Origin of the sequence: Klebsiella sp. 18074 (assembly GCF_902705905.1) — a bacterium.
In the GTDB taxonomy this organism is placed as follows: Bacteria; Pseudomonadota; Gammaproteobacteria; order Enterobacterales; family Enterobacteriaceae; genus Klebsiella; species Klebsiella terrigena.
On sequence record NZ_CACSIS010000012.1, the window covers coordinates 93,020 to 116,562 of the forward strand.

At 61.1% G+C, this 23,543-nt stretch carries 17 protein-coding genes and 1 pseudogene; 9 read left to right on the forward strand and 9 right to left on the reverse strand.

From position 1 onward, the window contains the following. Window positions 1-11: 11 nt before the first annotated feature. Window positions 12-1,676, reverse strand: coding sequence for an ABC transporter substrate-binding protein (locus tag GVK32_RS13645; protein ID WP_159868580.1), 1,665 nt, complete (start codon window positions 1,674-1,676; stop codon window positions 12-14). 363 nt (window positions 1,677-2,039) lie between these two features. On the opposite strand from GVK32_RS13645, the gene GVK32_RS13650 reads away from it, so the two are divergent. Further along, a complete protein-coding gene (locus GVK32_RS13650) occupies window positions 2,040-3,155 on the forward strand; it encodes a YbdK family carboxylate-amine ligase (RefSeq protein ID WP_159868583.1) in 1,116 nt (371 codons plus the stop codon). A gap of 49 nt (window positions 3,156-3,204) precedes the next feature. Further along, complete coding sequence (locus GVK32_RS13655; protein WP_159868586.1) at window positions 3,205-3,933, forward strand: phosphodiester glycosidase family protein; 729 nt, start codon at window positions 3,205-3,207, stop codon at window positions 3,931-3,933. Here the strand turns inward: GVK32_RS13655 and GVK32_RS13660 are convergent. From GVK32_RS13660 to GVK32_RS13670, 3 genes are read right to left on the reverse strand one after another with little or no spacing between them, the layout of a single operon-like run. Next, a complete protein-coding gene (locus GVK32_RS13660; RefSeq protein WP_159868589.1) occupies window positions 3,930-7,034 on the reverse strand; it encodes an efflux RND transporter permease subunit in 3,105 nt (1,034 codons plus the stop codon). The two genes, GVK32_RS13655 and GVK32_RS13660, sit on opposite strands and share 4 nt — an antisense overlap. A 13-nt stretch (window positions 7,035-7,047) precedes the next feature. After that, entirely contained in the window at window positions 7,048-8,127 is a 1,080-nt protein-coding gene (locus GVK32_RS13665; protein ID WP_159868592.1) for an efflux RND transporter periplasmic adaptor subunit, read from the reverse strand. 53 nt (window positions 8,128-8,180) lie between these two features. Beyond that, the gene (locus GVK32_RS13670; RefSeq protein ID WP_159868595.1) at window positions 8,181-10,904 is read right to left on the reverse strand and encodes a cation-transporting P-type ATPase; all 2,724 of its coding nucleotides are present in this window, start codon (window positions 10,902-10,904) and stop codon (window positions 8,181-8,183) included. A gap of 496 nt (window positions 10,905-11,400) precedes the next feature. On the opposite strand from GVK32_RS13670, the gene GVK32_RS13675 reads away from it, so the two are divergent. Then, window positions 11,401-11,649 carry a DUF1158 domain-containing protein gene (locus GVK32_RS13675; protein ID WP_159868598.1) on the forward strand — a complete coding sequence of 83 codons (249 nt, stop codon included), beginning with the start codon at window positions 11,401-11,403 and terminating at the stop codon, window positions 11,647-11,649. Here GVK32_RS13675 and GVK32_RS13680 read toward each other — a convergent pair. Then, the gene (locus GVK32_RS13680) at window positions 11,578-13,200 is read right to left on the reverse strand and encodes an alpha/beta hydrolase-fold protein (RefSeq protein WP_159868601.1); all 1,623 of its coding nucleotides are present in this window, start codon (window positions 13,198-13,200) and stop codon (window positions 11,578-11,580) included. The two genes, GVK32_RS13675 and GVK32_RS13680, sit on opposite strands and share 72 nt — an antisense overlap. Window positions 13,201-13,353: 153 nt before the next feature. Here GVK32_RS13680 and GVK32_RS13685 point away from each other — a divergent pair, with 153 nt between their 5' ends. Further along, window positions 13,354-15,498 carry a TonB-dependent siderophore receptor gene (locus GVK32_RS13685; protein ID WP_159868605.1) on the forward strand — a complete coding sequence of 715 codons (2,145 nt, stop codon included), beginning with the start codon at window positions 13,354-13,356 and terminating at the stop codon, window positions 15,496-15,498. 36 nt (window positions 15,499-15,534) lie between these two features. On the opposite strand, the gene GVK32_RS13690 is transcribed toward GVK32_RS13685, so the two are convergent. Beyond that, entirely contained in the window at window positions 15,535-15,876 is a 342-nt protein-coding gene (locus GVK32_RS13690; RefSeq protein WP_041144482.1) for a RamA family antibiotic efflux transcriptional regulator, read from the reverse strand. Window positions 15,877-15,908: 32 nt separating this feature from the next. Then, window positions 15,909-17,009 carry an MBL fold metallo-hydrolase gene (locus GVK32_RS13695; RefSeq protein ID WP_159868608.1) on the reverse strand — a complete coding sequence of 367 codons (1,101 nt, stop codon included), beginning with the start codon at window positions 17,007-17,009 and terminating at the stop codon, window positions 15,909-15,911. 191 nt (window positions 17,010-17,200) lie between these two features. Between GVK32_RS13695 and GVK32_RS13700 the strand changes: the two genes are divergently transcribed. The 3 genes from GVK32_RS13700 to nfsB all read left to right on the forward strand — a co-directional run bounded on the left by GVK32_RS13700 (window position 17,201) and on the right by nfsB (window position 18,943). Beyond that, window positions 17,201-17,782 (forward strand): TetR/AcrR family transcriptional regulator, encoded by a 582-nt coding sequence (locus tag GVK32_RS13700; RefSeq protein ID WP_123706931.1) that lies wholly within the window; start codon window positions 17,201-17,203, stop codon window positions 17,780-17,782. Further along, complete coding sequence (locus GVK32_RS13705) at window positions 17,782-18,150, forward strand: MmcQ/YjbR family DNA-binding protein (protein ID WP_159868611.1); 369 nt, start codon at window positions 17,782-17,784, stop codon at window positions 18,148-18,150. Before GVK32_RS13700 ends, GVK32_RS13705 begins: the two co-directional genes overlap by 1 nt. Before the next feature lie 139 nt (window positions 18,151-18,289). Beyond that, complete coding sequence (nfsB, locus tag GVK32_RS13710) at window positions 18,290-18,943, forward strand: oxygen-insensitive NAD(P)H nitroreductase (RefSeq protein WP_159868614.1); 654 nt, start codon at window positions 18,290-18,292, stop codon at window positions 18,941-18,943. On the opposite strand, the pseudogene GVK32_RS13715 reads toward nfsB, so the two are convergent. Together GVK32_RS13715 and GVK32_RS13720 are read right to left on the reverse strand one after the other, a co-directional pair. Continuing rightward, window positions 18,940-19,720, reverse strand: a pseudogene (locus GVK32_RS13715) (hypothetical protein). The gene nfsB and the pseudogene GVK32_RS13715 overlap by 4 nt on opposite strands. A gap of 93 nt (window positions 19,721-19,813) precedes the next feature. After that, window positions 19,814-20,683, reverse strand: coding sequence for a helix-turn-helix transcriptional regulator (locus GVK32_RS13720; RefSeq protein WP_159868617.1), 870 nt, complete (start codon window positions 20,681-20,683; stop codon window positions 19,814-19,816). 109 nt (window positions 20,684-20,792) lie between these two features. Here GVK32_RS13720 and GVK32_RS13725 point away from each other — a divergent pair, with 109 nt between their 5' ends. Both GVK32_RS13725 and GVK32_RS13730 read left to right on the forward strand, forming a co-directional pair. Beyond that, window positions 20,793-22,220, forward strand: coding sequence for an MFS transporter (locus GVK32_RS13725; RefSeq protein WP_159868620.1), 1,428 nt, complete (start codon window positions 20,793-20,795; stop codon window positions 22,218-22,220). 77 nt (window positions 22,221-22,297) lie between these two features. Then, on the forward strand, window positions 22,298-23,542 hold the full coding sequence (locus GVK32_RS13730; protein WP_159868623.1) for a mechanosensitive ion channel family protein: 1,245 nt from the start codon (window positions 22,298-22,300) through the stop codon (window positions 23,540-23,542). Window position 23,543: the final 1 nt, after the last annotated feature.

Genomic DNA, 23,543 nt, shown 5'->3' on the forward strand with positions numbered 1-23,543 from the left:
TCCCGTCACGATTACTCTTTCTTACTCACCAGGCTGAGATCGATAAACCAGCTCTGCGGCTGCACCACGCCGCTCACCGCCGGCGAAATGGCTCGTGGCCCTACGTCGTGGGCGACGAACAGGAACGGCACCTGGTCCACCAGCGCGGCGTGCAGCTCGCCGGCCGCTTTATTCATCTCATCGGGGGTAAAGGCGTGCTTCACCGCGGTCGCCAGCTTTTCGGTTTCCGGGGTAGAGAAGTAGCCCCAGTTGGTCGCCACCGGCGGGAACGCTTTGGCGGTCGAGAAGCGGATCATGCCGAAGTAAGGGTCGTTAACCGCCGCGCTGACGTTGATGGCATCAATGCCTTTTGCCGAAGGGTCTTTTGCCCCGAGGCGCCAGTTGGTGAACAGGGTGTTCCATTCGGTCACCTTGATGTCGACGTTAAAGAAGCAGCTTTTCAGGCTCTGCTGAATGTACTCATTCATCGGCAGCGGCTGCATCTGTCCGGAGCCGGAGGCCGAGGTGGCGACGGTGACGTGCAGCGGTTTACCGGCGCTGTAGCCGGCTTCGGTCATCAGCTTACGGGCGGTTTCCGGGTCGTATTTGATCTGGAAAGTGGGCTTGCCGTGCCACGGGCTATCGGCCTCGTAGACGCCGGTCGCTTCGGTCATATAGCCGCCGAGGTAGCTCTTCAGCTCCGCGCGGTTAAGGCACAGGTTGGCCGCCTTGCGCACGCGAATATCCTGCCACGGCGAGCCCTCTTCAAATGAGAACTGCCACGGCCACAGGTGCGGCTGGGTGTTGGCGTAGATTTTAAAGCCCTGGGATTTAATTTGATCCACCGCGTCCGGGGCCGGGGCCTCAATCCAGTCCACCTGCTTCGACAGCAGCGCCGCGGTGCGGGCGTTGGCCTCCGGGAGCGGGATCAGCACCACCTTATCGACCCGCGGGATGCGATCTTTATTCCAGTAGTCCGGGTTTTTATCGAGGATCAGCTGCTGGCGGGGAACCAGTTTTTCCATTTTGAACGGACCGCTGCCCACCGCGTGGGCGGCGAACTCCGTCCACGCCAGCTTGCTGCGCGCGGCGGTATCGCCGGCGCTGGCCGGCACCGCGGCATACAGCTTCTGCCATGCCGTCGGCGAGACGATAAACAGGTTGGTAATATTGTACGGCAGCAGGGCATCGGCTTCGGAAGTGGTGAGCGCCACGGTGCGATCGTCAATTTTTTCGGCCCCGGTCAGCGTCGGCATGCGGGACAGCGTATTGCCGATCTGCCCTGGGGCATACTGCGGGGCCGTTTTGTTCAGGACCTTATCGACGTTCCAGACGATGGCGTCCGCGTTAACCTCGGTGCCGTCATGAAACTTCACCCCGGGGCGCAGGGTAAAGATCCAGCGGGTCTGATTTTGCGGGTCGACGTGCCACTCCGTCGCCAGGCCCGGCACCAGACCGCTCGGTTTCTCCCCCTGCGAGAGGTCCCACTCCACCAGCGCGTCATACAGTGGGATGCCGGTAAAGCGGTTGCCTTCATAGCCCTGGTCAGGCTGGCCGAGGGTTAACGGGATATCGGCGGCGGTCATCGCGATCCGCAGCGTTGAGGCGCTCGCCTGCAGGGAGGTCAGCAGCGCCAGCGCCCCGGCCGCGGCGACGAGGGGGCGGCGTTTACGCAAAGGTAAGGTATTTTTGAGCATCACATTGTCCCTGTTAAATAAAAAGTCGTTATTTAACAGGCAAGATCCATACCACTTCTGAAAGCAAGGAAAATAAGTGTGAAAGCGCTTATAAAATAAGAATAAATTATACTATCTACATGATATGTATTAATAAAATAATAACAGCTTATGCTTGCGCACCGCCGTTGTGAAATATGTTGCAGAACTGCACCAGCCTATTTTGTCGCGGCAGGGAATAATAACGTAGCGTAACTTAATATAAAATAAATTCATAATCCTGCTTTATTTATAAGGACCCGTGCCGATCGTCTAATGGGAGCCGACGCTGAGCCTGAGATATTTTACCTATACTTCCTGCATATCCGTACGCAAGGAATCGCCATGTCATTACCTGATTTTCACGTTTCGGCGCCTTTTACGCTTGGTATCGAGCTGGAGCTGCAGGTGGTCAACCCGCCGGGATACGATCTGAGCCAGGACTCCTCGGCGCTGATTGCCGCCGTGGAGGACGCCATTCCCGCCGGGGAGGTGAAACACGATATCACCGAGAGCATGCTGGAGGTGGCGACCGGGATTTGCCGCGACATCCACCAGGCGATGGCGCAGCTGACAACGATTCAGCAGGAGATACTGCGCGCCGGCGCGCAGCAGCATCTGCAAATCTGCGGCGGCGGCACCCATCCGTTTCAGGCCTGGCAGCGCCAGCAGATCAGCAGCAACCCGCGCTATCTGAAAACCGTCGAGCACTTTGGCTACCTCGCCCAGCAGTCAACGGTGTTCGGCCAGCACGTCCACGTTGGCTGCCAAAGCGGCGACGATGCGATTTACCTTGTCCACGGGCTGTCGCGCTACGTGCCGCACTTTATTGCCCTTAACGCGGCATCGCCCTGGCTCGACGGGGCCGACAGCGGATTCGCTACCGCCCGCCTGAACCTCTTTTCCGCCTACCCCGACAACGGTCCGATGCCGTGGGTTACCGACTGGCAGGCGTTTAACGGGCTGTTCCGGCGCCTCAGCTATACCAGCATGATCGACAGCATGAAGGATCTGCACTGGGACATTCGCCCCAGCCCGCGCTTCGGCACCGTCGAGGTGCGGGTGATGGATACCCCGCTGACGATTGCCCAGGCGGTGAATATTGCCGGCTATATTCAGATAATTGCCTGCTGGCTGCTGGCGGAAAGGCCGTTTAAGCCGCAGCCCGAGGACTATCTGCTCTATCCCTTCAACCGCTATCAGGCCTGCCGCTACGGCCTCGAGGGGATCGTTACCGACGTCCACTCCGGCGAGCAGCGCAGCGTCCGGGAAGAGATTATACGTCTGGCGGAGCGCCTGGCGCCCTTCGCTCACAGGCTCAACGCCACCAGCGCCCTTGACGCCATCGTCCGCCAGGCGCAGCGGGATCGCAGCGAGGCCCAGCGGATGCGCGAATTTGTCGCCAACGGCGGCTCGCTGATCGGCCTGGTGCAAAAGCACTGCGAGATCTGGGCGGCGTAGCGGCGGCAAAAAGGTATACTGCCCGCCTTTACCGCCTCAAGGAATGCCCATGCTCCCGCGCCTCTCGCCGCGACTCGTCGCGCTGATGCTGTTGCCGTTTTCGGCCTTTGCCGCTGCAAAATGCGCCCTCACCGACCCGTCGCTGACGCTGCAAAGCTACGCCGTCAATCCGCAGCAGGAGCGGATCACCATGTACTGGAAAAACGACGCCGGCAGCGCCTGGGGCTCGCTGCGATCGCTGCTGGCGGATATCAACCGCGACGGCCGGGTGCGGATGGCGATGAACGGCGGGATTTACGATAAGGCCTATGCGCCGCTGGGGCTCTATATCGAAAAGGGCAAACAGCAGGTTGCCCTCAACCGCGCCTCCGGCGGCGGCAACTTTTTCATTCGTCCCGGCGGGGTCTTTTTTGTTAAAGGCCAGCAGGCGGGGATCGTCAGCATCGATAAATACCGGCCGTCGCCGGCCATCGATTACGCCGTGCAGTCCGGCCCGATGCTGATTGAAAACGGCAGGATAAACTGGCGGCTGAAGCCGTCCGCCGGGTCGCGCAAGCTGCGCAACGGCGTCGGCCTCACCCGCCAGGGTCAGGTGATATTCATGCTCAGCGAGCGCGAAACCAACTTCTACGATTTCGCCTGCTACGCGCAGTCAAAGCTCAACGTCCGGCAGATGCTCTACCTCGACGGCACCATTTCGAAAATGTACCGGCAGGGCGGCGGCGTGCCCTGGCAGTACCATCCGTTCGTCAGCATGATTACGGTAGAAGCCCGCTAGCGCCGGGCCGACATCCGGCGATGTCCCCACTCGCGCAGGCGCTGAAAGAGCACGAACAGCGTGGGGATAAACAGTATGCCGATTACCGTCGCCACCAGCATGCCGCTGAACACGGTGGTACCGATAATCCGCCGACTCTGCGCCCCGGCGCCGGTGGCGAACATCATCGGCACGATTCCGATAATAAACGAGACCGCGGTCATCAGCACCGCGCGAAAGCGGCGGGTGGCCCCTTCCCGGGCGGCATCGGCTATCGACATCCCCTCTTCGCGCTTCGCCCGGGCAAACTCGACGATCAGGATCGCGTTCTTCGCCGCCAGCGCAATGAGCAGCACCAGGCCAATCTGCACGTACACGTCGTTGGCGTAGCCGGCTACCCACAGCCACAGCAGCGCTCCGCCGATGGCGAACAGCACCGACAGCATCACGCTCGCCGGCAGGGTCCAGCTTTCATACTGCGCGACGAGGAACAGCCACGCCATCGCCACCGCCGCCAGCACGATCCAGATAGCCTGGTTGCCAGTCTGCTGCTCCTGCCACGAAATCCCGCTCCAGGCGTAGTCGTAGCCCTGCGGCAGATGGGCCTGCAGAATCGCCGCCATCGCCGCCATCGCCGCCCGGCTGCTGACGCCCTCAGCCGCCGAGCCGCTTATCGAAACCGACGGGGACTGATTGTACTGCTGGATAAACGGCGCCCCCACCGCCGGGGTGACGGTGACCAGATTGCTCAGGCGCACCCGCTCGCCGTGGTTGCTGCGCACGTAGAGCTCGCTTATCTGCTCCGCCCGCTCGCGCCACTGCATCTCGTTTTGTATCACCACGTGGTAGACCCGATTATTGATGCTAAAGTCGCCGGCGCGGGTACCGCCAAATGCCGTCTGCAGGCTGCTGAAAATCCGCGAAACCGGGACATCCAGGCGAGCGGCACGGTCGCGGTCGACGGTAAGCGTCAGCTGCGGCACGCTGCTGCTCCAGGTGGTAAAGACCCGGCTCAGCTGCGGATGCTGGTTGGCGATTTGCAGCACCCGCAGCGCCACGCTTTCCAGCTCCGCCGACGACTGCCCGGCCTGGGCCAAAATGCGCAGGTTAAAGCCCGAGGCGTTGCCCAACCCCGGCAGCGTCGGCGGCGCAAAGGCCATAATCGTCGCCTCCGGCAGGGCCAGCAGCTGCCCCTGCAGCTTGCTCATCACCTGATCAAGCGGCGGCCGCCGGTGCCAGTCTTTCAGCATCACCGAGATAAACCCGCCGTTTGAGGCGCTGGTGCCGTTCAGAATATTGAAGCCCGACACCTGAATGACGTCCTCCACCGCCGGATTGGCCAGCAGCAGCTCGCGCGCCTGGGCCATCACCGCCTCGGTGCGCTCCAGCGAAGCCGCCTCCGGCAGTTGGACGCTGGCGAAAAAGTAGCCCTGATCTTCCTCGGGCAGAAAGCCCTTCGGCATGCTGCTGAAGCTGAACGCCACCACCCCGGCGGCCAGCGCGACCGCCGCCAGCGCCAGCCACGGACGGCGGTTCATGCGGGCGACGAGCGCCCCGTAGCCGTCGCACAGGCCAGCGAGGCCGCGATTGAACAGCCGCCAGACGACCGCGGGCTGCGCCGGACGCGGGCGCAGCAGCAGCGCGCACAGGGCCGGCGTCAGCGTCAGCGCCACGACGCTCGACAGCGTCACCGCCGTGGAGAGGGTGATCGCAAACTGGCGATAAAGCTCGCCGACAATGCCCGGCAGCAGCGCCACCGGCACAAACACCGCCAGCAGCACCAGGGTGGTGGCGATAACCGGCCCGGCGATTTGGCGCAGCGCCTGGGCGGTGGCCTCAAGGCGGCCCAGGCCTTCCGCCATCTGGCTCTCGACGCTCTCCACCACCACGATGGCGTCGTCCACCACCATCGTCAGGGCGAGGATCGCCGCAAACAGGCTGAGGGTATTGGCGCTGTAGCCCAATAGATAGAGCACCGCAAAGGTGCCGATCAGCGAGACCGGGATCGCCAGCGCGACAATCAGCGTCGCCCGCCAGCTTTGCAGGAACAGCGAAACCACCGCCACTACCGCCAGCAGGGTGAGCACCAGCGAAACGCCGATCTCTTTGATTGTCGCCGCCACAAAACGCGTGGTGTCGAACTTCACCTCCCAGGTGAGATCCGCCGGGAAGCGCACGTGTAGCCGCGTGAGCTCGGCGCGCACCGCGCTGGCTACCTGCAGCGCGTTGGCGGTCGGCGTCGGATAAACCCCCAGATAGGCCGAGTCGCGGCCGTTGAGCTGCGCGCCGGAGCTGTAGCTGCGGGCGCCGAGCTCGATGGTTGCCACCTCGGCAAGGCGCACCAGTTGCCCCTGCTCGCCGCTGCGGATCGCTATCTGGCCGAAGCTTGCCGCATCGCTCAGGCGCCCAATACCGTTGATGGTCAGCGTTTGCTGCTGGCCGTTAAAGACCGGCGGCGTCCCCACCTGCCCGGCGGCGCCCTGCACGTTCTGCTCCCGCAGCGCCTGGGCAATATCTTCGCTGGTGACGTTGAGCGCATTCATGCGATCCGGTCGCAGCCAGACGCGCATGCTGTAGTCGCGGGCGCCGAACATCTGCACCTCGCCGACGCCCGGCAGCCGGGCCAGCGCCTCGCGCACCTGGGTACTGGCATAGTTGCTGACGAACAGCGGCGAGAGCGTTTCCGTCGGCGAATAGAGGCTGATCCCCATCAGCAGATTGGTCGCCCGCTTGCGCACCTGCACCCCGTTCTGCTGCACCTCGGCGGGCAGCTGTGCCACCGCCTGCGAGACGCGGTTCTGCACGTCGATCGCCGCCAGGTCGGGGTCGGTGCCGGCCGCAAAGGTCAGGCTCAGGCTGTAGGTCCCCTCGTCGGAGCTGGTGGACTCCATATAGAGCATATGGTCAACGCCGTTGAGCTGGGTTTCCAGCGGCGCGGCGATGGCCTCGGCCACGTCTGCCGCGCTGGCGCCCGGCCAGCTGGCGCTGACGCTTATCACCGGCGGCGTAATCTGTGGATATTGCTCAACCGGAATCAGCTTCAGCGCCACCGCCCCGGCAAAGGTTATCAGCAGCGCAATCACCATCGCAAAGCGCGGGCGACGGATAAAAAACGTCAGCATCCTTTCTCCTTTCTTATTTCAGTAGCCGCACGGCCGCGCCGTCACGCAGGCGCTGCACGCCTTCCGTCACCACGCGCTCGCCGACGTCCAGCCCCTGCGCGACCGCGTAGCGCTGTCCCTGCTGCTCGCCGAGCGTCAGCCGACGCAGCGCAGCGGTGTTATCATCCGTCAGCACCCAGCTGTAGAAGCCCTGCGCGTCCTGCTGCACTGCCGCCAGCGGGATGGTCAGGCTTTCCTGCTGCTGGCGCGGGCGCAAAATCACCGTCACGCTGCCGCCCGGCAGCAGGCGATGCTGCGGATTAGCAAACTCGGCGCGCATCACGACGCTGGCGGTGCGGCTGTCGATACGGTTATCCACCGAGGTCAGCACGCCCTCTTCGCGCGCGCCGCCGGGGGCAATCAACGCCTGCCACGCCTGCTTCAGCGCGCCGATATCGTCATGCTGCCCCGCCTTACTGTAAAAAGCGTTTTCATCTAAGGCGAAAGAGACGCGGATCGGGTCGAGCTGGACGATATCCACCAGCGCGCCGCTGGCCGGATTCACCAGGCTGCCGACGTGAAACAGGCTGTGGCCCACGCGCCCGGTCACCGGCGAATCAATGCGGGTGTAGCCAAGCGTAATCTGCTGCGCGGCAACGCGCGCCTGCGCCTGCTCCACGGCGGCGGCGGCGACATCGCGCTGCATCTGCGCGTTATCGACATCGTTGCGGCTAATCGAGTGGTTGTTTTTCAGGCGCTGATAGCGGCTCAGCAGCTGTTCGGCCTGGCGCAGCGAAGCCCGGGCGCTTTTCAGCTCGGCCTGAGCCAGCGCCAGCGCGGCGCACGGCTGGGCGTCATCGAGGGTAAAAAGGCGGTCGCCCTGCCTGACGTACTGGCCGTCCGCGAAGTGGCGCTCGACGATGGCGCCTTCGGTACGGGCGCGGATCTCGACCGCGTGAATCGCCTCGACGCGTCCGGGGATCTGCCGCTCATCGACGTGGGCGGCGCGTTCGACGGTCGCTACGCGAACCGGAATCGCCGGCGCCGCGGTGGCGCTGAGGGCGTAGCCGGCCAGGCCGCAGGCCAGGAAGGCGCAGCGGAACATTTTTTTCATAGGGGGAATTCCTTGCTGATGTTATCGCGCCCCTCCCGGAGGGGCGCGAAGGTTCAGGCGGTTTTACGCCAACGGCGGGTCAGGCGCTTCTCAATCTCCACCACCAGGAACATCACCATGCCGATGGCAAGAGTGACAAACCAGTAGCGCAGCGGCAGCCCTTCGGTACCGAACATCGTCTGCATCAGCGGGACATAGATGATGACCAGCTGCATCAGCAGCAGCACGCCGCTCACCAGCCAGATACCTTTATTACGCAGCAGGCCCATGTTGAGCGAGAAGCTGTCGCTGCTACGGCAGTTGATCATATAGACCCACTGGGCGGTCACCAGCATCTGCAGCAGCACGGTACGGATAAACTCCGGGCTGTGGCCGCGCGGCGCCAGCCAGGCCTCAAGGATAAAGGCGGCGACAGCGATCATCGTGCCGACGAACGCCACCCGCCAGACGGCAAAGGCGTCCATCACGTGCTGGCCGGTTTTACGCGGCGGACGGTTCATGGCGTTGCGCTCGGCGGCTTCAAAGGCGAGGCCGAAGGAGAGCGTGGCGGAGGTCGCCATGTTCATCCACAGAATCAGCACCGGCGTCAGCGGAATAATGTTCCCCGCCAGCAGGGCGATGATAATCAGCAGCCCCTGCGCCAGGTTGGTGGGCATGATAAACAGGATGGTCTTCTTCAGGTTGTCGTAGACCCGACGCCCCTCTTTGACCGAGCTGGCGATGGTGGCAAAGTTGTCGTCGGTCAGCACCATATCGGCGGCTTCTTTGGTGACCTCCGTCCCTTTGATCCCCATGGCGATGCCGACGTCGGCCTGACGCAGCGCCGGCGCGTCGTTGACGCCGTCGCCGGTCATCCCGACCACTTCGCCGCTATCCTGGAGGGCTTTCACCAGCCGCAGCTTATGCTCCGGGCTGGTACGGGCGAAAATATCGTACTCGACGGCGGCTTGTGCCAGCTCGGCGTCATCCATGTGCTCCAGACGGTAGCCGGTCATCGCCTGGCTGCTATTGGTGATCCCCAGCATCTGGCCAATGCTCATCGCCGTCTGCGGGTGATCGCCGGTGATCATCTTCACGCGGATCCCCGCGTTCTGGCAGGCGTGAATGGCCTCGATGGCCTCCGGACGCGGCGGGTCCATCATCCCGGCGATGCCGAGAAACACCAGGCCTTCGCCCAGATCATCGTGGGTCAGCGTCGTGCTGCCGGCGGTCGCCGGCTTGCCGGCGGCGGCAACCATGCGCAGGCCCTGGCGGGCGAAGCGCGCCATCTCATCTTCCCAGTACTGCAGGTCGAACGGTACCGCGCCCTGCTTGCTCATCTGCTGGCGGCACATGGCGAAGATAACGTCCGGCGCGCCGGTAATCAGCACCCGCTCTTCGTCGCCAATCTGCTGCAGAGTGGCCATATATTTGTACTGCGAGTCGAACGGAATTTTGGCAATCAGGCACGTTTCAACCGGCGCCAGCTGCGCTTTCGCCGCCAGCACCTTCAGCGCGCCTTCGGTCGGTCCGCCGGTAATGCCCCACAGCCCGCGCTCGTCCTTGATGATCTGGCTGTCGTTGCACAGGTCAATGGTGCGCAGCCAGCTTTCCAGCACGCTGCCCGGCTTAATCTGCACCGGCTCGTTGCTGCCTTCCAGGCAGATGTTACCCTGAGGCTCGTAGCTGTCGCCTTCGACGCGGTAGCAGCAGTCGGCGGTGATGATCGCTTTAACGGTCATCTCGTTCATCGTCAGGGTGCCGGTTTTATCCGAGCACACCACGGTCATCGCCCCGAGGGTTTCGACCGTCGGCAGCTTGCGGATAATCGCCCGCTGCCGCGCCATCGCCTGCACGCCGAGGGATAAAATAATCGAGATAATCGCCGGTAAACCTTCCGGCACGGCGGCCACCGCCAGGCTAATCAGGGAGAGCAGCAGCTCGCCGAGAGGAATATCGCGCAGCGCCAGGCTAAAGATGAACAGCGCGGCCATCATCGCGAGGATGATGACGAAAATCGCTTTTCCGAGCTTGTCCATCTGCACCAGCAGCGGCGTGCGGTGCTTCTCAATCCCCGCCATCATCTGGTTGATATGGCCGAGCTCGGTCTGCTGGCCGGTGGCGGTCACCACGCCCACGCCGGCACCGGCGCTGATGGTGGTGCCGGAGAACAGCATATTGGTGCGATCGCCCAGCGGCAGCTCGCCCTGCAGCGCGTCGGTGGTCTTATCCACCACCGTCGATTCGCCGGTCAGGATCGCCTCCTCCACCCGCAGGCTGTGGGTTTCAATCAGGCGCATATCCGCCGGGACGCGGTCACCGGCGCGCAGAATGACGATATCCCCCGGCACCAGCTCGCGGGTCGCCACGGTTTCATGCCTGCCGTTGCGCTGTACGCGCGCATCGCTGGAGAGCATGTTGCGAATGCCCTGCAGGGATTTTTCGGCGTTGCTCTCCTGCACGTGGCCAATCAGGGCGTTGATCACGGTGACGCCAAGAATAACCAGCGTATCCACCCAGTGCCCCATGATCGCAGTGAGTGCGGCGGCGGCCAGCAGGACAAAAATCAGGACGTCGTTAAAATGCGCGAGAAAGCGCAGCCAACCCGGTTTGCCTTTCTTTTCCGGCAGCGCGTTAGGGCCCCAGGTTTTCAGGCGCTCTGCGGCCTGCCCGGAAGTCAGACCCTCGGCATGACTCTCTTGCTGTGCCAGTATTTCAGCCACGCTCTGCTGATAAGCCTGACGGGATGCGGCCTCCCCTGAAGGGGGCGTATTACGGGGATTTATCTTTTTGGTCAAAATAAATTTTCCTTATAAATTCCGTGAAGCGGAAAGCCTGAAATCATTTCTGGCCAATGAAAGATTATAATTTAACGGGGCGAGAGAAATGACCCAGGGGAAATTTTTAATCTCTCGCAAAATTCAAAATATGTGATAAGTTGTTTCTCAAAGCAACTATTACAGAAGATTAATAAACCTATATTAAACGAGGGCCATTATGACTAAAATCTATCGCGGACGCCGCCTGGCGCTGTACGTTGTGCTGGCTATCCTGATTGCTACGCTGGTGGGTTACAGCACCTATACTTTTGTAAAAGCGCTGGCTTAATAATGACGTTAACTTACATTTAAGTGTAATTAACTTAATCACAAATAAGCCCCAAATAATTAACAGGGAAATGAGTGAGAACGTTTAAATATAATACTTAAAGCATATTTTAATTGCGTACGAAACGATATTGCATTGATTCTCTTTTTACCGGACAATATGTTTTTAACTGATGATTAACAAATAATGAAACATCCGCTAGAAACGCTCATGAGTGCCGCCGGTATCCTGCTGCTGGCTCTGCTCTCCTGCCTGCTGCTGCCGGCCCCCTCCCTTGGGCTGACGCTGGCGCAGAAGCTGGTTGCGACCTTTCATCTGCTCGATCTCAACCAGTTCTACACCCTGCTGTTTTGCCTGTGGTTTTTAGCGCTGGGCGCGATTGAATACCTGGTGCTGCGCTGGGTCTGGCGCCGCTGGTTTTCCCTTGAGCGCTAGTCCGGTGAAATCGCGCATCCCCGCCACCAGCGCCTCGCACCACGCGGCATAGTCGTGGCCGCTGGAGGAGGGGTGGAAGCTGACGCGATAGCCTTTATCACGCAGCACCTGCTCGAACTCCAGCGTATTGGCATAAATCCCGCCGTCCGGCCCCGAAGTTTCAAACTTGCCCGCCTGCAGCCAGAAGCGTACCGGATAGCGCGGCGACTGCTGGTACTGCCGCGTCAGCCAGCTCGCCTCCTCCCCCTTCGGCGCCCACCAGTACGACCCCGACAGGCTGAGCACGTTGGCAAACTGGCGCGGATAGCGCAGCGCCACCCATGAAGCGGCCAGGCCGCCGTAGCTCGAACCGGCGACCACGGTTTTTTGTCGGGTCGGGTTCAGCCCCTGCTGGCGCAGCCAGGGCAGCAGCTCGTGGGCCATAAAGTCAGCGAAGAAGGGATTGGGCGGCAGCTCTTTGGCCCGCCGCGGGTGGTCGAGGCTGTCGATAAACACCACGTTAATCGGCGGCAGCGCGTGGCTGGCGATCAGGCTATCGAGGACGTTGGCGAAGTGGTATTCATCCTGGTAGGTTTTGCCATCGAACAGCATCAGGGTCCAGCGCGCCGGCTGCGGCAGGCGCGGGCGATAGAGAGTCACTTCCCGGCTGTTGTGCAAAAAGTCGCTGTAGAGCTGATGGCGGGTCAAGGTGCCGTAGCGCAGCGGCTGCGCCATCCGCTGCGGGGTGCAGAAACGCGCCGGGTTGAGAGCCAGCAGCGAATAGCGGTTCCAGCGATCGCGGGCGGCGTTCACGCTGTGCGGATTCAGCGGATCGGCCTGGGCGCTGACCAGTATTGCCCGCCGCTGGTCGCGCGCGCTGCCGTCAATCACCGGCACGTCCGGCGCCAGCTTGTACTGCATCAGCGTATCCGCCGGAACCACGTAGCTGCGGAACCAGACGTCGGAGCTGCCGAGACGAAACAGCGGATCGTGATCGCCCGCCGGCGATCCCAGCAGAAACACGTTGCGGCTCGCCCCGCGCCACAGAAAGGTGACGCGCTTATGATCGGCGTCCAGCGCCTCAACCATCGGCGTTCCCTCCTGCTCGCGCTCCTGCCAGAAGCCCGCCGTTGAGCCCCCCGCCGCCAGCTCCCGCGTCAGACGCTGCAGACGCGGGCTAACGGGGTCCAGAGGCTGGTTTTTTGCCAGCGCGGTCGTCTCCTTCATCCGCCACTGAAAGCGCCAGCGGGCCCCTTCTTCGCCGTGCAGCACCAGCGCCGAGGGGCGGTTGACCGGCAGAGAAAACAGCACCGTCTGCTCGCCGTCCGCCGGTCCCCCCGCCAGCAGCGTGCGCAGGCGGCGGTTGTGCTCATCCAGCAGGCGGGCATCCGTTACGCCGGAGAGGGTCGCGGTGACGTAGTTTTCCCCCAACGTCGGCAGATCAAAACAGACCTCACCGCTGGCATCGAATTTTCCCTGCAGCTCTCCCTGCAGCGAGGGAGACTCGCAGTTCATTGCCGCCGCCGGTAGCGCGCTCATCCCCACCAGCAGACCACTCCATGCCATCTTCATTACCCGATTATCCCTGTAAGAATTTGTTAACAACGCTAATGCAAATAGGAATGATTTGCAATAACATCTGGACGGTTGGTGATGACCGTTACATTTTCCCTTAGCGGAAAACGGGCTCCTATGGCAATTAAAACCAAGGATGTAGCTAAAAATATGTTTAACAATAATAAGATAACAAAACTCTGGATCACGGGTATGGCGCTGGCTTCATGCGCGGGGCAGGTGCAGGCGGCGGAGGAGACGCTGGTGGTCACCGCGGGCAGCGGGGAAGATCCCACCGCGCCGCTTCAGGGGATCGTGGCGACAAAAACGCTCTCGGCCACCAAAACCGCCGCCGAGCTTATCAAAACTCCGCAGTCGGTCTCGGTGGTCACCCGCGATCAGATGCAGACCCTCGACGTCACCTCGGTATCCCAGGCGCTGCGCTACAGCGCCGGCGTCTTTACCGAGTATCGCGGGTCGTCCAACCGCAACGACGAGGTCTTCGTGCGCGGCTTCAGCTACGTGCCAAAGTATCTCGATGGCCTGAGCTACGGCGCCACCGCCTCCTCGCAAACCGGCACCGTTGACCCGTGGCTGCTGGAGCGCGTGGAGCTGGTACGCGGCCCGGCCTCAGTGCTGTTTGGTCAGGTCAATCCCGGCGGGCTTATCAGCATGACCAGCAAACGCCCCACCGCCCAGCCGGTTCACGAAGTGCAGTTCCGCACCGGCAACAACCATCTCGCCGAAGGCGCCTTCGATTTTGGCGGCCCGCTGAGCGATGACGGCAGCCTGCTGTATCGTCTGAACGGTATCGCCCGTACGCAGAATAACCAGGTTGACGACTATAAAGAGACGCGGATGGCGATTGCGCCGGCGCTGACCTGGTATCCCAACCAGGCCACCCGCTTCACGCTGCTCACCAGCTATCAAAAAGATCCCGATGCCGGCTACCGTAACTTCCTCCCGCGCTACGGCACCGTCAGCAGCGTCGACGGGAGCTATATTCCGCGCGATTTTAACGTCAGCGACCCTAACTATGACCAGTCGTGGCGCGAACAAACGGCGATCGGCTATGAGTTTGAGCATCAGCTCAACGACACCTTTACGCTGCGCCAGAACGCCCGCTACGCCACCATCAAGCAGAAGTATCGCTATCTGGTGTACACCACCAGCGACGCCAACAGTTCGGTACTGTCGCGCCGCGCCCAGCGCGAGGAGCGCCAGACCGATGAGTTCGGCATTGATAACCAGCTTGAGGCGCAGTTTACCAGCGGCCAGCTGGCGCATACCGTCATCGGCGGGCTGGACTATAAGACCAGCAAGGATAAACAGTACCTCGGTCGCGCCGGCGGCTCGCAGTACGATATCGACTGGCGCCATCCGGCGTACGGCGTTAACGTCGACGAAAGTACCTTCAGCACCGCCAGCGACGAGCAGCAGAATCTCGACCAGGTGGGGGTCTACCTGCAGGATCAGCTGAGCTGGGAGAGCTGGGAGCTGCTGCTTTCCGGGCGCTACGACTGGGCGGAGGTGCGAACGACCGATTTTACCGACGCCAGCCGCAGCCAGAAAAACGACAGCAAGTTCACCTGGCGCACCGGCCTGCTCTACGCCTTTGATTTCGGCCTCTCTCCGTACATCAGCTACAGCACCTCCTTTGAACCTAACCTGCAAACCAACCGGGCGCCGGGGGTGGGTCCGTTCGACCCGAGCGTGGGCAAGCAGCTGGAGGTCGGCCTGAAGTATCAGCCAAACCAGAATGCGCTGATGACTCTCGCGATGTACGACCTGACGCAGAGCAACGTCGCCACCTACAACAGCGCGGCGGGATGGTTTGAAAACAGCGGCAAGGTGCGCTCAAAAGGGATTGAGGCCGAGGCGCACGCCACGGTGTTCGACAACCTGAACCTGATTGCGTCCTACACCTGGACCGACGCCGAAACCGTCAGCACCACCGTGGCGGGAACCGAAGGGAAAACACCGGCGCGCATCCCGACGCATATGGCGTCGGCGTTCACCAGCTATACGCTGCCGGGCGGCGCGCTGAAAAGCCTGACCGCCGGGGTCGGCATGCGCTATATCGGCACCAGCTACGGTGATGCCAAAAACACCTTCAAGGTGCCGGCGGTGGATCTGTATGACGCCATGGTGAGCTATGAGTTAGGCGAGCTTAGCCCGCGCCTGCAGGGGGCGAAGGTGCAGTTTAACGTCAATAATATCGCCGATACCAAATACGTCGCATCCTGCGCCAGCGATAGCGCCTGTTTCTACGGTATTGGTCGGACGGTAACGGCAACGGTCAACTACGCCTGGTAAGAAAAGCATCCGCCGGTCTCCCCCGGCGGATGCGTCTCAATGCGCGCGGTGATGGTTTTCTTTGCGGTAGGCGCCCGGCGGCTGGTTAAACGTCCGGGTAAAGATGCGGGTAAAAGTCTGCTGCGAATCAAAGCCGTATTTCAGGCAGATATCGTAGACCCGCTGGTCGGTGTCGCGCAGGTCGCGCGCCGCCAGCCGCAGCTTACGCTCGCGGATATAGCGCCCCAGACTCTCCCCTTTATATTGTAAAAACAGTCGTTGCAGATGCCATTTTGAGTAACCGGAGTGGCGAGCAATATCATCAATACGCAGCGGCTGATGCAAATTGTCATCAATCCACCCGACGATAGTCTCAATCACCTGAGCGGAAATAGTCATAAGTCCTCTCTCCTCTTAAACCACACTGGCGATTACCGCCACCAGGCATTAAATGATTGTGTCTTATCGGCGACCCAAACCGGCTCACCCAGCATCGGCGTCAGCAAACGCCATGCCCGCTTTTCACTGGCCGCAGCCAGCCGTTTATAAGGGTCGTCCCAGCTGTGCTTTGCCAGCACGAAACGCCCGGCATGTCCCGGTAATACCGCGCGAGCGCCGAGATCGTCGGCTGCCTGCGCCGTCTCATCCGGCATCATATGAATATATTTCCAGTCCTGGTCGTACTGGCCGTTTTCCATAATCGCCAGATCTACCGCGCCAAACCGCTCGCCGATGGCCTTGAAATGCGGGCCGTAGCCGCTGTCGCCGCTGTAGTAAATTTTCTGCTGCGGCGTCACCAGCATAAAGCTGGCCCACAGCGTCTGATTGCGCTTGAGTCCGCGTCCGGAGAAGTGACGAGCCGGCAAGACGTGCACGGTGAGCTCATCGCTGACCTTCACCGACTCGTTCCAGTCAGCTTCGCTGATAATCGCCCCGTCCATTCCCCAGTAGCGCAGGTGCGAGCCGACGCCCAGCGGCGTGACCACGCGCTTAACTTTCGGCATCAGCGCTTTGATGGTGGCGTAATCGAGATGGTCGTAGTGGTCGTGCGAGATAATCAGCAGATCGATTTCCGGCATCTGCTCGGCGCGCCACGGGTAGTCGCCCGGGAAGGCTTTGTTGATAAACGAAAAGGGTGCGGCATAGTTGCTGAAGACCGGGTCAATCAGGATGCGTTTGCCCGCCAGCTGCAAAAACCAGGAGGAGTGGCCGAGCCACACCATCGCGTCCTGCCCCGCCGGGAGGCTGGCAAGATCGGTATTGACCAGCGGCAGAGGCTGCTGCGGCCTGGCGTTTTCGCGTTTGGTCACCAGAAAATCCCACCACGCGGCCAGCATATTTTTCTGTCCGGTAAAGCCCGGCGTGGGCAGCTGGTTATGAAACTGGCCGTCATGATAGTGCGGCGATTGTTCAACGAGGCTAAGCTGTGCGCCCTGTGGCGCCTTACCAAACCCGGCATTTAACACAAACGGTAAAGCTGTTGCTGAGGCTAATAACATGATGGCGACCACGCTGACAATGACACGGTTCATATTCGGACCAAGCTAAACCCTTGCTATCCTAAAGGTTTTACTATAAGACTTGATTATGAGTGAGTAAGCACTCATTATTAGGAAGAAGACGAAAGTCGTCAAGACGATTTTCAATTTTTGACATACACCGTTGCAGTGCCATGACCAGGCATGCTTAGATCCGGGTTTAATTACGTGCGAGGTAAAGCGCAGTGGCTCGTCCTAAGAGTGAAGATAAAAAGCAGGCGTTACTGGAGGCCGCAACCGCCGCCTTCGCCCAGTCAGGTATTGCCGCCTCAACGTCGGCCATAGCCCGCAGCGCGGGGGTTGCCGAGGGGACGCTGTTTCGCTATTTCGCCACCAAGGACGATCTGCTCAACGAGCTGTACCTCTCTATCAAATCGGGCCTGGTTGAGTCGATGGTTGCCGGGCTGACGCCGAACGAGAAGCGCCCAAAAGAGAACGCGCGCAATATCTGGAACAGCTATATCAACTGGGGTATTCGCAACCCAATGGAGCACAAGGCCATCCGCCGGATGGCGCTTAGCGAAAGGATCACCGACGAAACGCGCACCCGCGTTAAAGAGATGTTTCCCGAGCTCAACGATATGTGCCAGCTGTCGATCAAGGCTATCTTCCAGAGCGACGCCTATCGCGCCTTCTGCGACGCGCTGTTTCTGTCGCTGGCGGAAACGACTATCGAATTTGCCAGCCACGACCCGAACCGCGCCCGGGAGCTGATCGCACTCGGGTTTGAGGCCATGTGGCAGGCGCTGCATGAGGATGCCGCCTGATGACTCCCGATTCACTGCACGCCAGCGCCCGGCGAATCGCGCTGACCTACCCGTTTACCGAACACTGCTGGCCGTTCGGCCCGGAGTACGACGTGTTCAAAGTGGGCGGACGCATTTTTATGCTGACCACCCACGTTCGCGGCCGGGCGCTGGTGAACCTCAAGGCCGAGCCGCAAAAATCACTGCTGAATCAGGAGATTTATCGCAGCATTGAGCCGGGCTACCACATGAACAAGAAGCACTGGATTACCGTGGTTCCCGGCGCCGATATCAGCGAAGATCTGCTGGCAGAGCTGATTGACGATTCGTGGAACCAGGTGGTGAACAAACTGCCGAAAAAGGTCCAGCAACGGCTGCGCCCTGAATGATTTTCAGCGCAGCGCGATAAGTGTTATCGCACTTTTGTCTCTTATCATTTCCCCGGCATCGCTGTACTCTTCGTTCACTGAACGCTCCGTAAGGGGCTGTAACCTCAAACTATCTTGAGATTTAACCTGAGGAAGAGTTATGGATATCGTTGCCGTCGCCCTAAAGCGCCACTCCACCAAGGCATTTGATGCCAGCAAAAAACTGACCGCAGAACAGGCGGAAAACCTGAAAACGCTGCTGCAGTTCAGCCCGTCGAGCACCAACTCCCAGCCGTGGCACTTTATCGTTGCCAGCAGCGATGAGGGCAAGGTGCGGGTGGCGAAGGCGGCCAGCGGCACCTACGTGTTCAACGAGCGTAAAATTCTCGATGCGTCCCACGTGGTGGTTTTCTGCGCCAAAACCGAGCTGGACGATGCCTGGCTGGAACGCGTGGTCGATCAGGAGGAGGCCGACGGCCGTTTCGCGACGCCGGAAGCCAAAGCGGGGAACCACAAGGGCCGCACCTTCTTTGCCGATATACACCGCAAAGATCTTAACGACGCCAACCACTGGATGGGCAAACAGGTCTATCTGAACGTCGGGAACTTCCTGCTCGGCGTCGCCGCGATGGGCCTCGATGCAGTGCCGATTGAAGGCGTCGATTTCGCCATCCTCGACGCTGAGTTCGACCTCAAGGCGCAGGGCTATACCAGCCTGGTGGTGGTGCCGGTCGGCCATCATAGCGTCGAAGATTTCAACGCCGCGCTGCCAAAATCACGCCTGCCGCAGGCGACCACCATTACCGAGATTTAATCGCCCCCGGCACGCCGCTCGCCGGCGTGCCAGATTCTTTCCGCGTAGCGGCCGAGCACGGCCAGCGACGCCGCCAGAATCAGGAAGAACACCACCTTATGCATGCTCCCAGAAATACTCAAAAAAGCGGGTATAGAGATTTATGGCGAGAAACGTCAGGCCAACCCCCCGCAGCATGCCGTCATCGGTTTTGAGACTAATATAGATACAGAGAGCCGCCGCCACGCCAAACAGCAGCGCCCACGGCAGCAACTGCGTCGGCGAAAGGCTGTACCAGCTATCCAGATCGTGGTTGCCAAAAATCGACAAAATCCATAGCGCAATAAACAGATAGGTCAGGCCCATAGCCTTGCTGACGCTAAACATCCGCCGCTGGCGCAGCCGCTTTTGCAGCGCAAAACAGAGCGCCACCGCGGTAAACAGGATCGCCTCGGTGCTGTAGTGCCACTACGCTTCTCGCCGCTGGCGGCGAAAGCCCCAGGCATAACACGCCAGGGCAATCAGCGTCGGCAGGGCAATACGCGCCAGCGCCGAGTTGCTGAACAGGCCCACCAGCCAGGCGATCGCGTCGCTATCGGCGAACAGGCTGGACAGCACAATGAGCAGGCAGGCCAGCGCCGTCCAGAAGGCGTAGCGGCTCAGGCGCTGCCAGTCGAAGGGAGAACGAACTAAATGCGCGTTTAAATGCTGCTGCATCCGCTCATCGATGACGTTATCTTCCCGCCAGCGGCTCACGGCCTCGCGAATAATCTTTTCCTGTCTGCGCGTCACTTTCATTGATAGTCATATCCCTACGGCAATATCGCGTAAGTATGACACGGAAAGCGCGCCGCGACCTGCCGGCACGGAGCGGCGGCAGGCGAAGCCCTCTCAGCCCTGATTGTCCAGCCACGCCAGCGCCCGCTCGCCGGCCTCATCCATCGGCAGATAGACCAGCAGCCGCGAGCCGTTGCGCGGCGCCGAGTACCAGTACATCTGCTGCAGGCTAAAGCGCCCCAGCTGCGGATGGTTGAAATTCTTCACCTGATTCTCCACTCCGCGGACCTCGTAGCGCTGGTGCCAGAGCGACTCAAACTCCGCCGAGGCGGCGAAAAATCGCGCCAGCTTATTTTCCCACAGCGGATCGCCCCGATGCTCGGCCATCGCCGCGCGGAAATAGGAGACAAAGGTTGCCAGCACGTCGCGGTTTTCAATCCGGCTGCGCCAGGTTTCGTTGGTCAGATACAGGTAGATGCAGTTGCGGTCCTCTTCGGGGAGGCTCGCAAAATCGAGGCCCATCAGGCGACAGAAGCTCTCGTTCCACGCCACGATATCGAAGTTCGGCTTCTGGATACTGGCCGGCTGCGGCATCAGGCTGTCGAGCATCCGCCGGGTGCCGGGGCTTATCCCTTCGCACACCGTCACCTGCGCAGTTTCCGGCGGCGTCAGCCCCGCCAGCACGAACAGGTGCCGGGTCTCCAGCGGGCTGCACTGCAGCGCATTCGCCACCGCAACCAGCACCGATTCCGAGGGGTTAACGTCCCGTCCCTGCTCCAGCCAGGTGTACCAGGTGACGCCGACGTCGGCGAGCATCGCCACCTCTTCGCGGCGCAGGCCGGGCGTTCGTCGTCGCCCGACGCGCGGCAGGCCGAGACGCTGCGGATCGAGACTCTCACGGCGGGCGCGCAGAAAGGCGCCGAGCTGCTTACGGCTGTCGTCGGGCGCGACCGGCAGCGGCGCGCGTTGCGGCATTACGGTCATATGACCTCCAGCATGGTAGTGCCAATACCAGTATAAGCAGGAACTGGTACCCGTTTAATTTATCGTTGATGCTACGTCCATCCGCTGAATGACGCAATGGAGAGATCCAATGAATTCGTCTGCTGTTTCACCCGGCCGCGCCGGTTTATTTCTGCTGTTGACCGGTCAGATGCTGCCACTGATCGACACCTCAATCACCAACGTCGCGCTGGATTCCATCACCCGCTCGCTGGACGCCAGCGCCACCCAGCTGGAGCTGATCGTCGCGCTCTACGGCGTCGCCTTCGCGGTGTGCCTGGCGATGGGCAGCAAGCTCGGCGATAACTACGGTCGCCGGCGCCTGTTTATGTGGGGCGTGACGCTGTTCGGCGTCGCCTCTCTGCTCTGCGGGATGGCCAGCTCCATCGGCGAGCTGCTGGCGGCGCGTACGCTACAGGGCGCCGGAGCGGCGCTGATCGTCCCGCAGATCCTCGCCACCCTGCACGTCACCCTGAAGGGCAGCGCCCACGCGCGCGCCATCAGCCTCTACGGCGGTATCGGCGGGATCGCGTTTATCGTCGGCCAGATGGGCGGTGGCTGGCTGGTCTCGGCGGATATTGCCGGGCTGGGCTGGCGCAACGCGTTCTTTATCAACGTGCCGATCTGCCTGCTGGTGCTGGCCTTTAGCCAGCGCTACGTGCCGGAAACGCGGCGCGAAGGCCACTCGACAATCGACTGGCAGGGCACCTTCAGCCTGGCGCTGATCCTCTGCTGCCTGCTATTCCCGATGGCGCTGGGGCCGGAACTGCACTGGCCGTGGACGCTGCAGCTGATGCTGGTGGCGGTGCTGCCGCTGCTGGCATGGATGCGCGCGAGCGCGCTGCGCAAACAGCGTCGCGGCGAGCAGCCGCTGCTGCCTCCGCGCCTGCTCAGGCTCACCAGCATTCGCTTCGGCATGGCGACCGCCCTGCTGTTTTTCAGCGCCTGGTCCGGGTTTATGTTCTGTATGGCGCTGACCATGCAGGCCGGAATGAGGATGGCGCCGTGGCAGTCGGGCAACAGCTTTATCGCCCTTGGGGTGGCCTATTTCGTCTCCGCGCTGTACGCGCCAAAGCTGATTGCCCGCTACAGCATGGGGCGGATTTTGCTGATCGGCCTGACGGTGCAGATTATCGGCCTGCTGCTGCTGATGGCGACCTTTTATCATTTCGCCACCCGCACCTCGGCCCTGGCGCTGGTGCCTTCCACCGCGCTGGTCGGCTACGGCCAGGCGCTGATCGTCAACAGCTTTTACCGTATCGGGATGCGCGACATTAGCGCCAGCGACGCCGGGGCCGGCAGCGCGATCCTCAGCACCCTGCAGCAGGCCTCGCTGGGGCTCGGCCCGGCGCTGCTCGGTTCGCTCTTTTTAGCCCTCGCCCGGCGCAGCGGCGGCGACTACGCGCTGGCGCTGATCGACTTTCTGGCGGTTGAGGTGGTGATGATGCTGCTGCTCGGCGCCATCGCCCTGCGCCTGCGCCATCATCTGAATATTCGCCCGCTGGTCGCCGCCTCGTAATTCATCGGCGCGTAACCGGAGATTTGCATAATAGGCATCCAGCGGTCATCATAACCGCTGGATGTAAAGGAGACGTTATGCAGGAATTAATATCGCAAATCGCCGCAGCCGGCATCAAAATTACCCCGACGACCTCGCTCATTATTATCTTCGGCATTATTTTTCTGACCGCCATTGTTGTCCATTTAATATTGCACAAGGTGGTCCTGCGGACCTTCGAAAAGCGCGCGCAGGCCAGCAGCCACCTGTGGCTGCAGATCATTACCCAGAACAAGCTGTTTCACCGGCTGGCCTTTACCCTTCAGGGTATTATCGTCAACGTGCAGGCGGTTCTCTGGCTACAAAAAGGCAGTGAAGCCGCCGACATATTAACCACCTGCGCTCAGCTGTGGGTGATGATATATGCCCTGCTGTCCTTCTTCTCGCTGCTGGACGTGGTGTTCAACCTCTCGCAAAAATTCGCCACCGCGTCGCAGCTGCCGCTGAAGGGCATATTCCAGGGCGTAAAGCTGGTCAGCGCCATTATCATCGGGATTCTGGTGATTTCGCTGCTGATTGGCCAGTCGCCGGCCATTCTGATTAGCGGCCTTGGCGCCATGGCCGCGGTCCTGATGCTGGTGTTTAAGGACCCGATTCTCGGCCTGGTGGCTGGTATCCAGCTCTCCGCCAACGACATGCTCAAGCTCGGTGACTGGCTGGAGATGCCGAAATACGGCGCCGACGGCGCGGTTATCGATATCGGCCTGACAACGGTAAAGGTCCGCAACTGGGATAACACCATCACCACCGTGCCAACCTGGTCGCTGGTTTCTGACTCCTTTAAAAACTGGAGCGGCATGTCGGCCTCCGGCGGCCGCCGAATTAAGCGCAGCCTGAATATTGACACCACCAGCATCCATTTTCTCGATGATCAGGAGCAGCAGCGTTTAGTACAGGCGAAGCTGCTGAAACCCTATATGGACTCGCGGCATGAGGAAATCAGCCTGTGGAATCAGCAAAACGCCGCCGATCTCTCGGTGCTGAACCAACGCAAGATGACCAATATCGGCACCTTCCGCGCCTATTTGCAGGAGTATCTACGCAACCATCCGCGGCTGCGTAAAGATATGACGATGATGGTGCGCCAGCTGGCCCCGGATGCCAACGGCCTGCCGATTGAGATCTACTGCTTCACCAGCACCGTGGTGTGGGCGGAGTATGAGAGTATTCAGGCCGATATTTTCGACCACATCTTCGCCGTGGTCGACGAGTTTGGTCTGCGCATTCACCAGTCGCCTACCGGCAACGACATTCGCTCCCTGGCCGGGCGTATCGGCGCCTGAC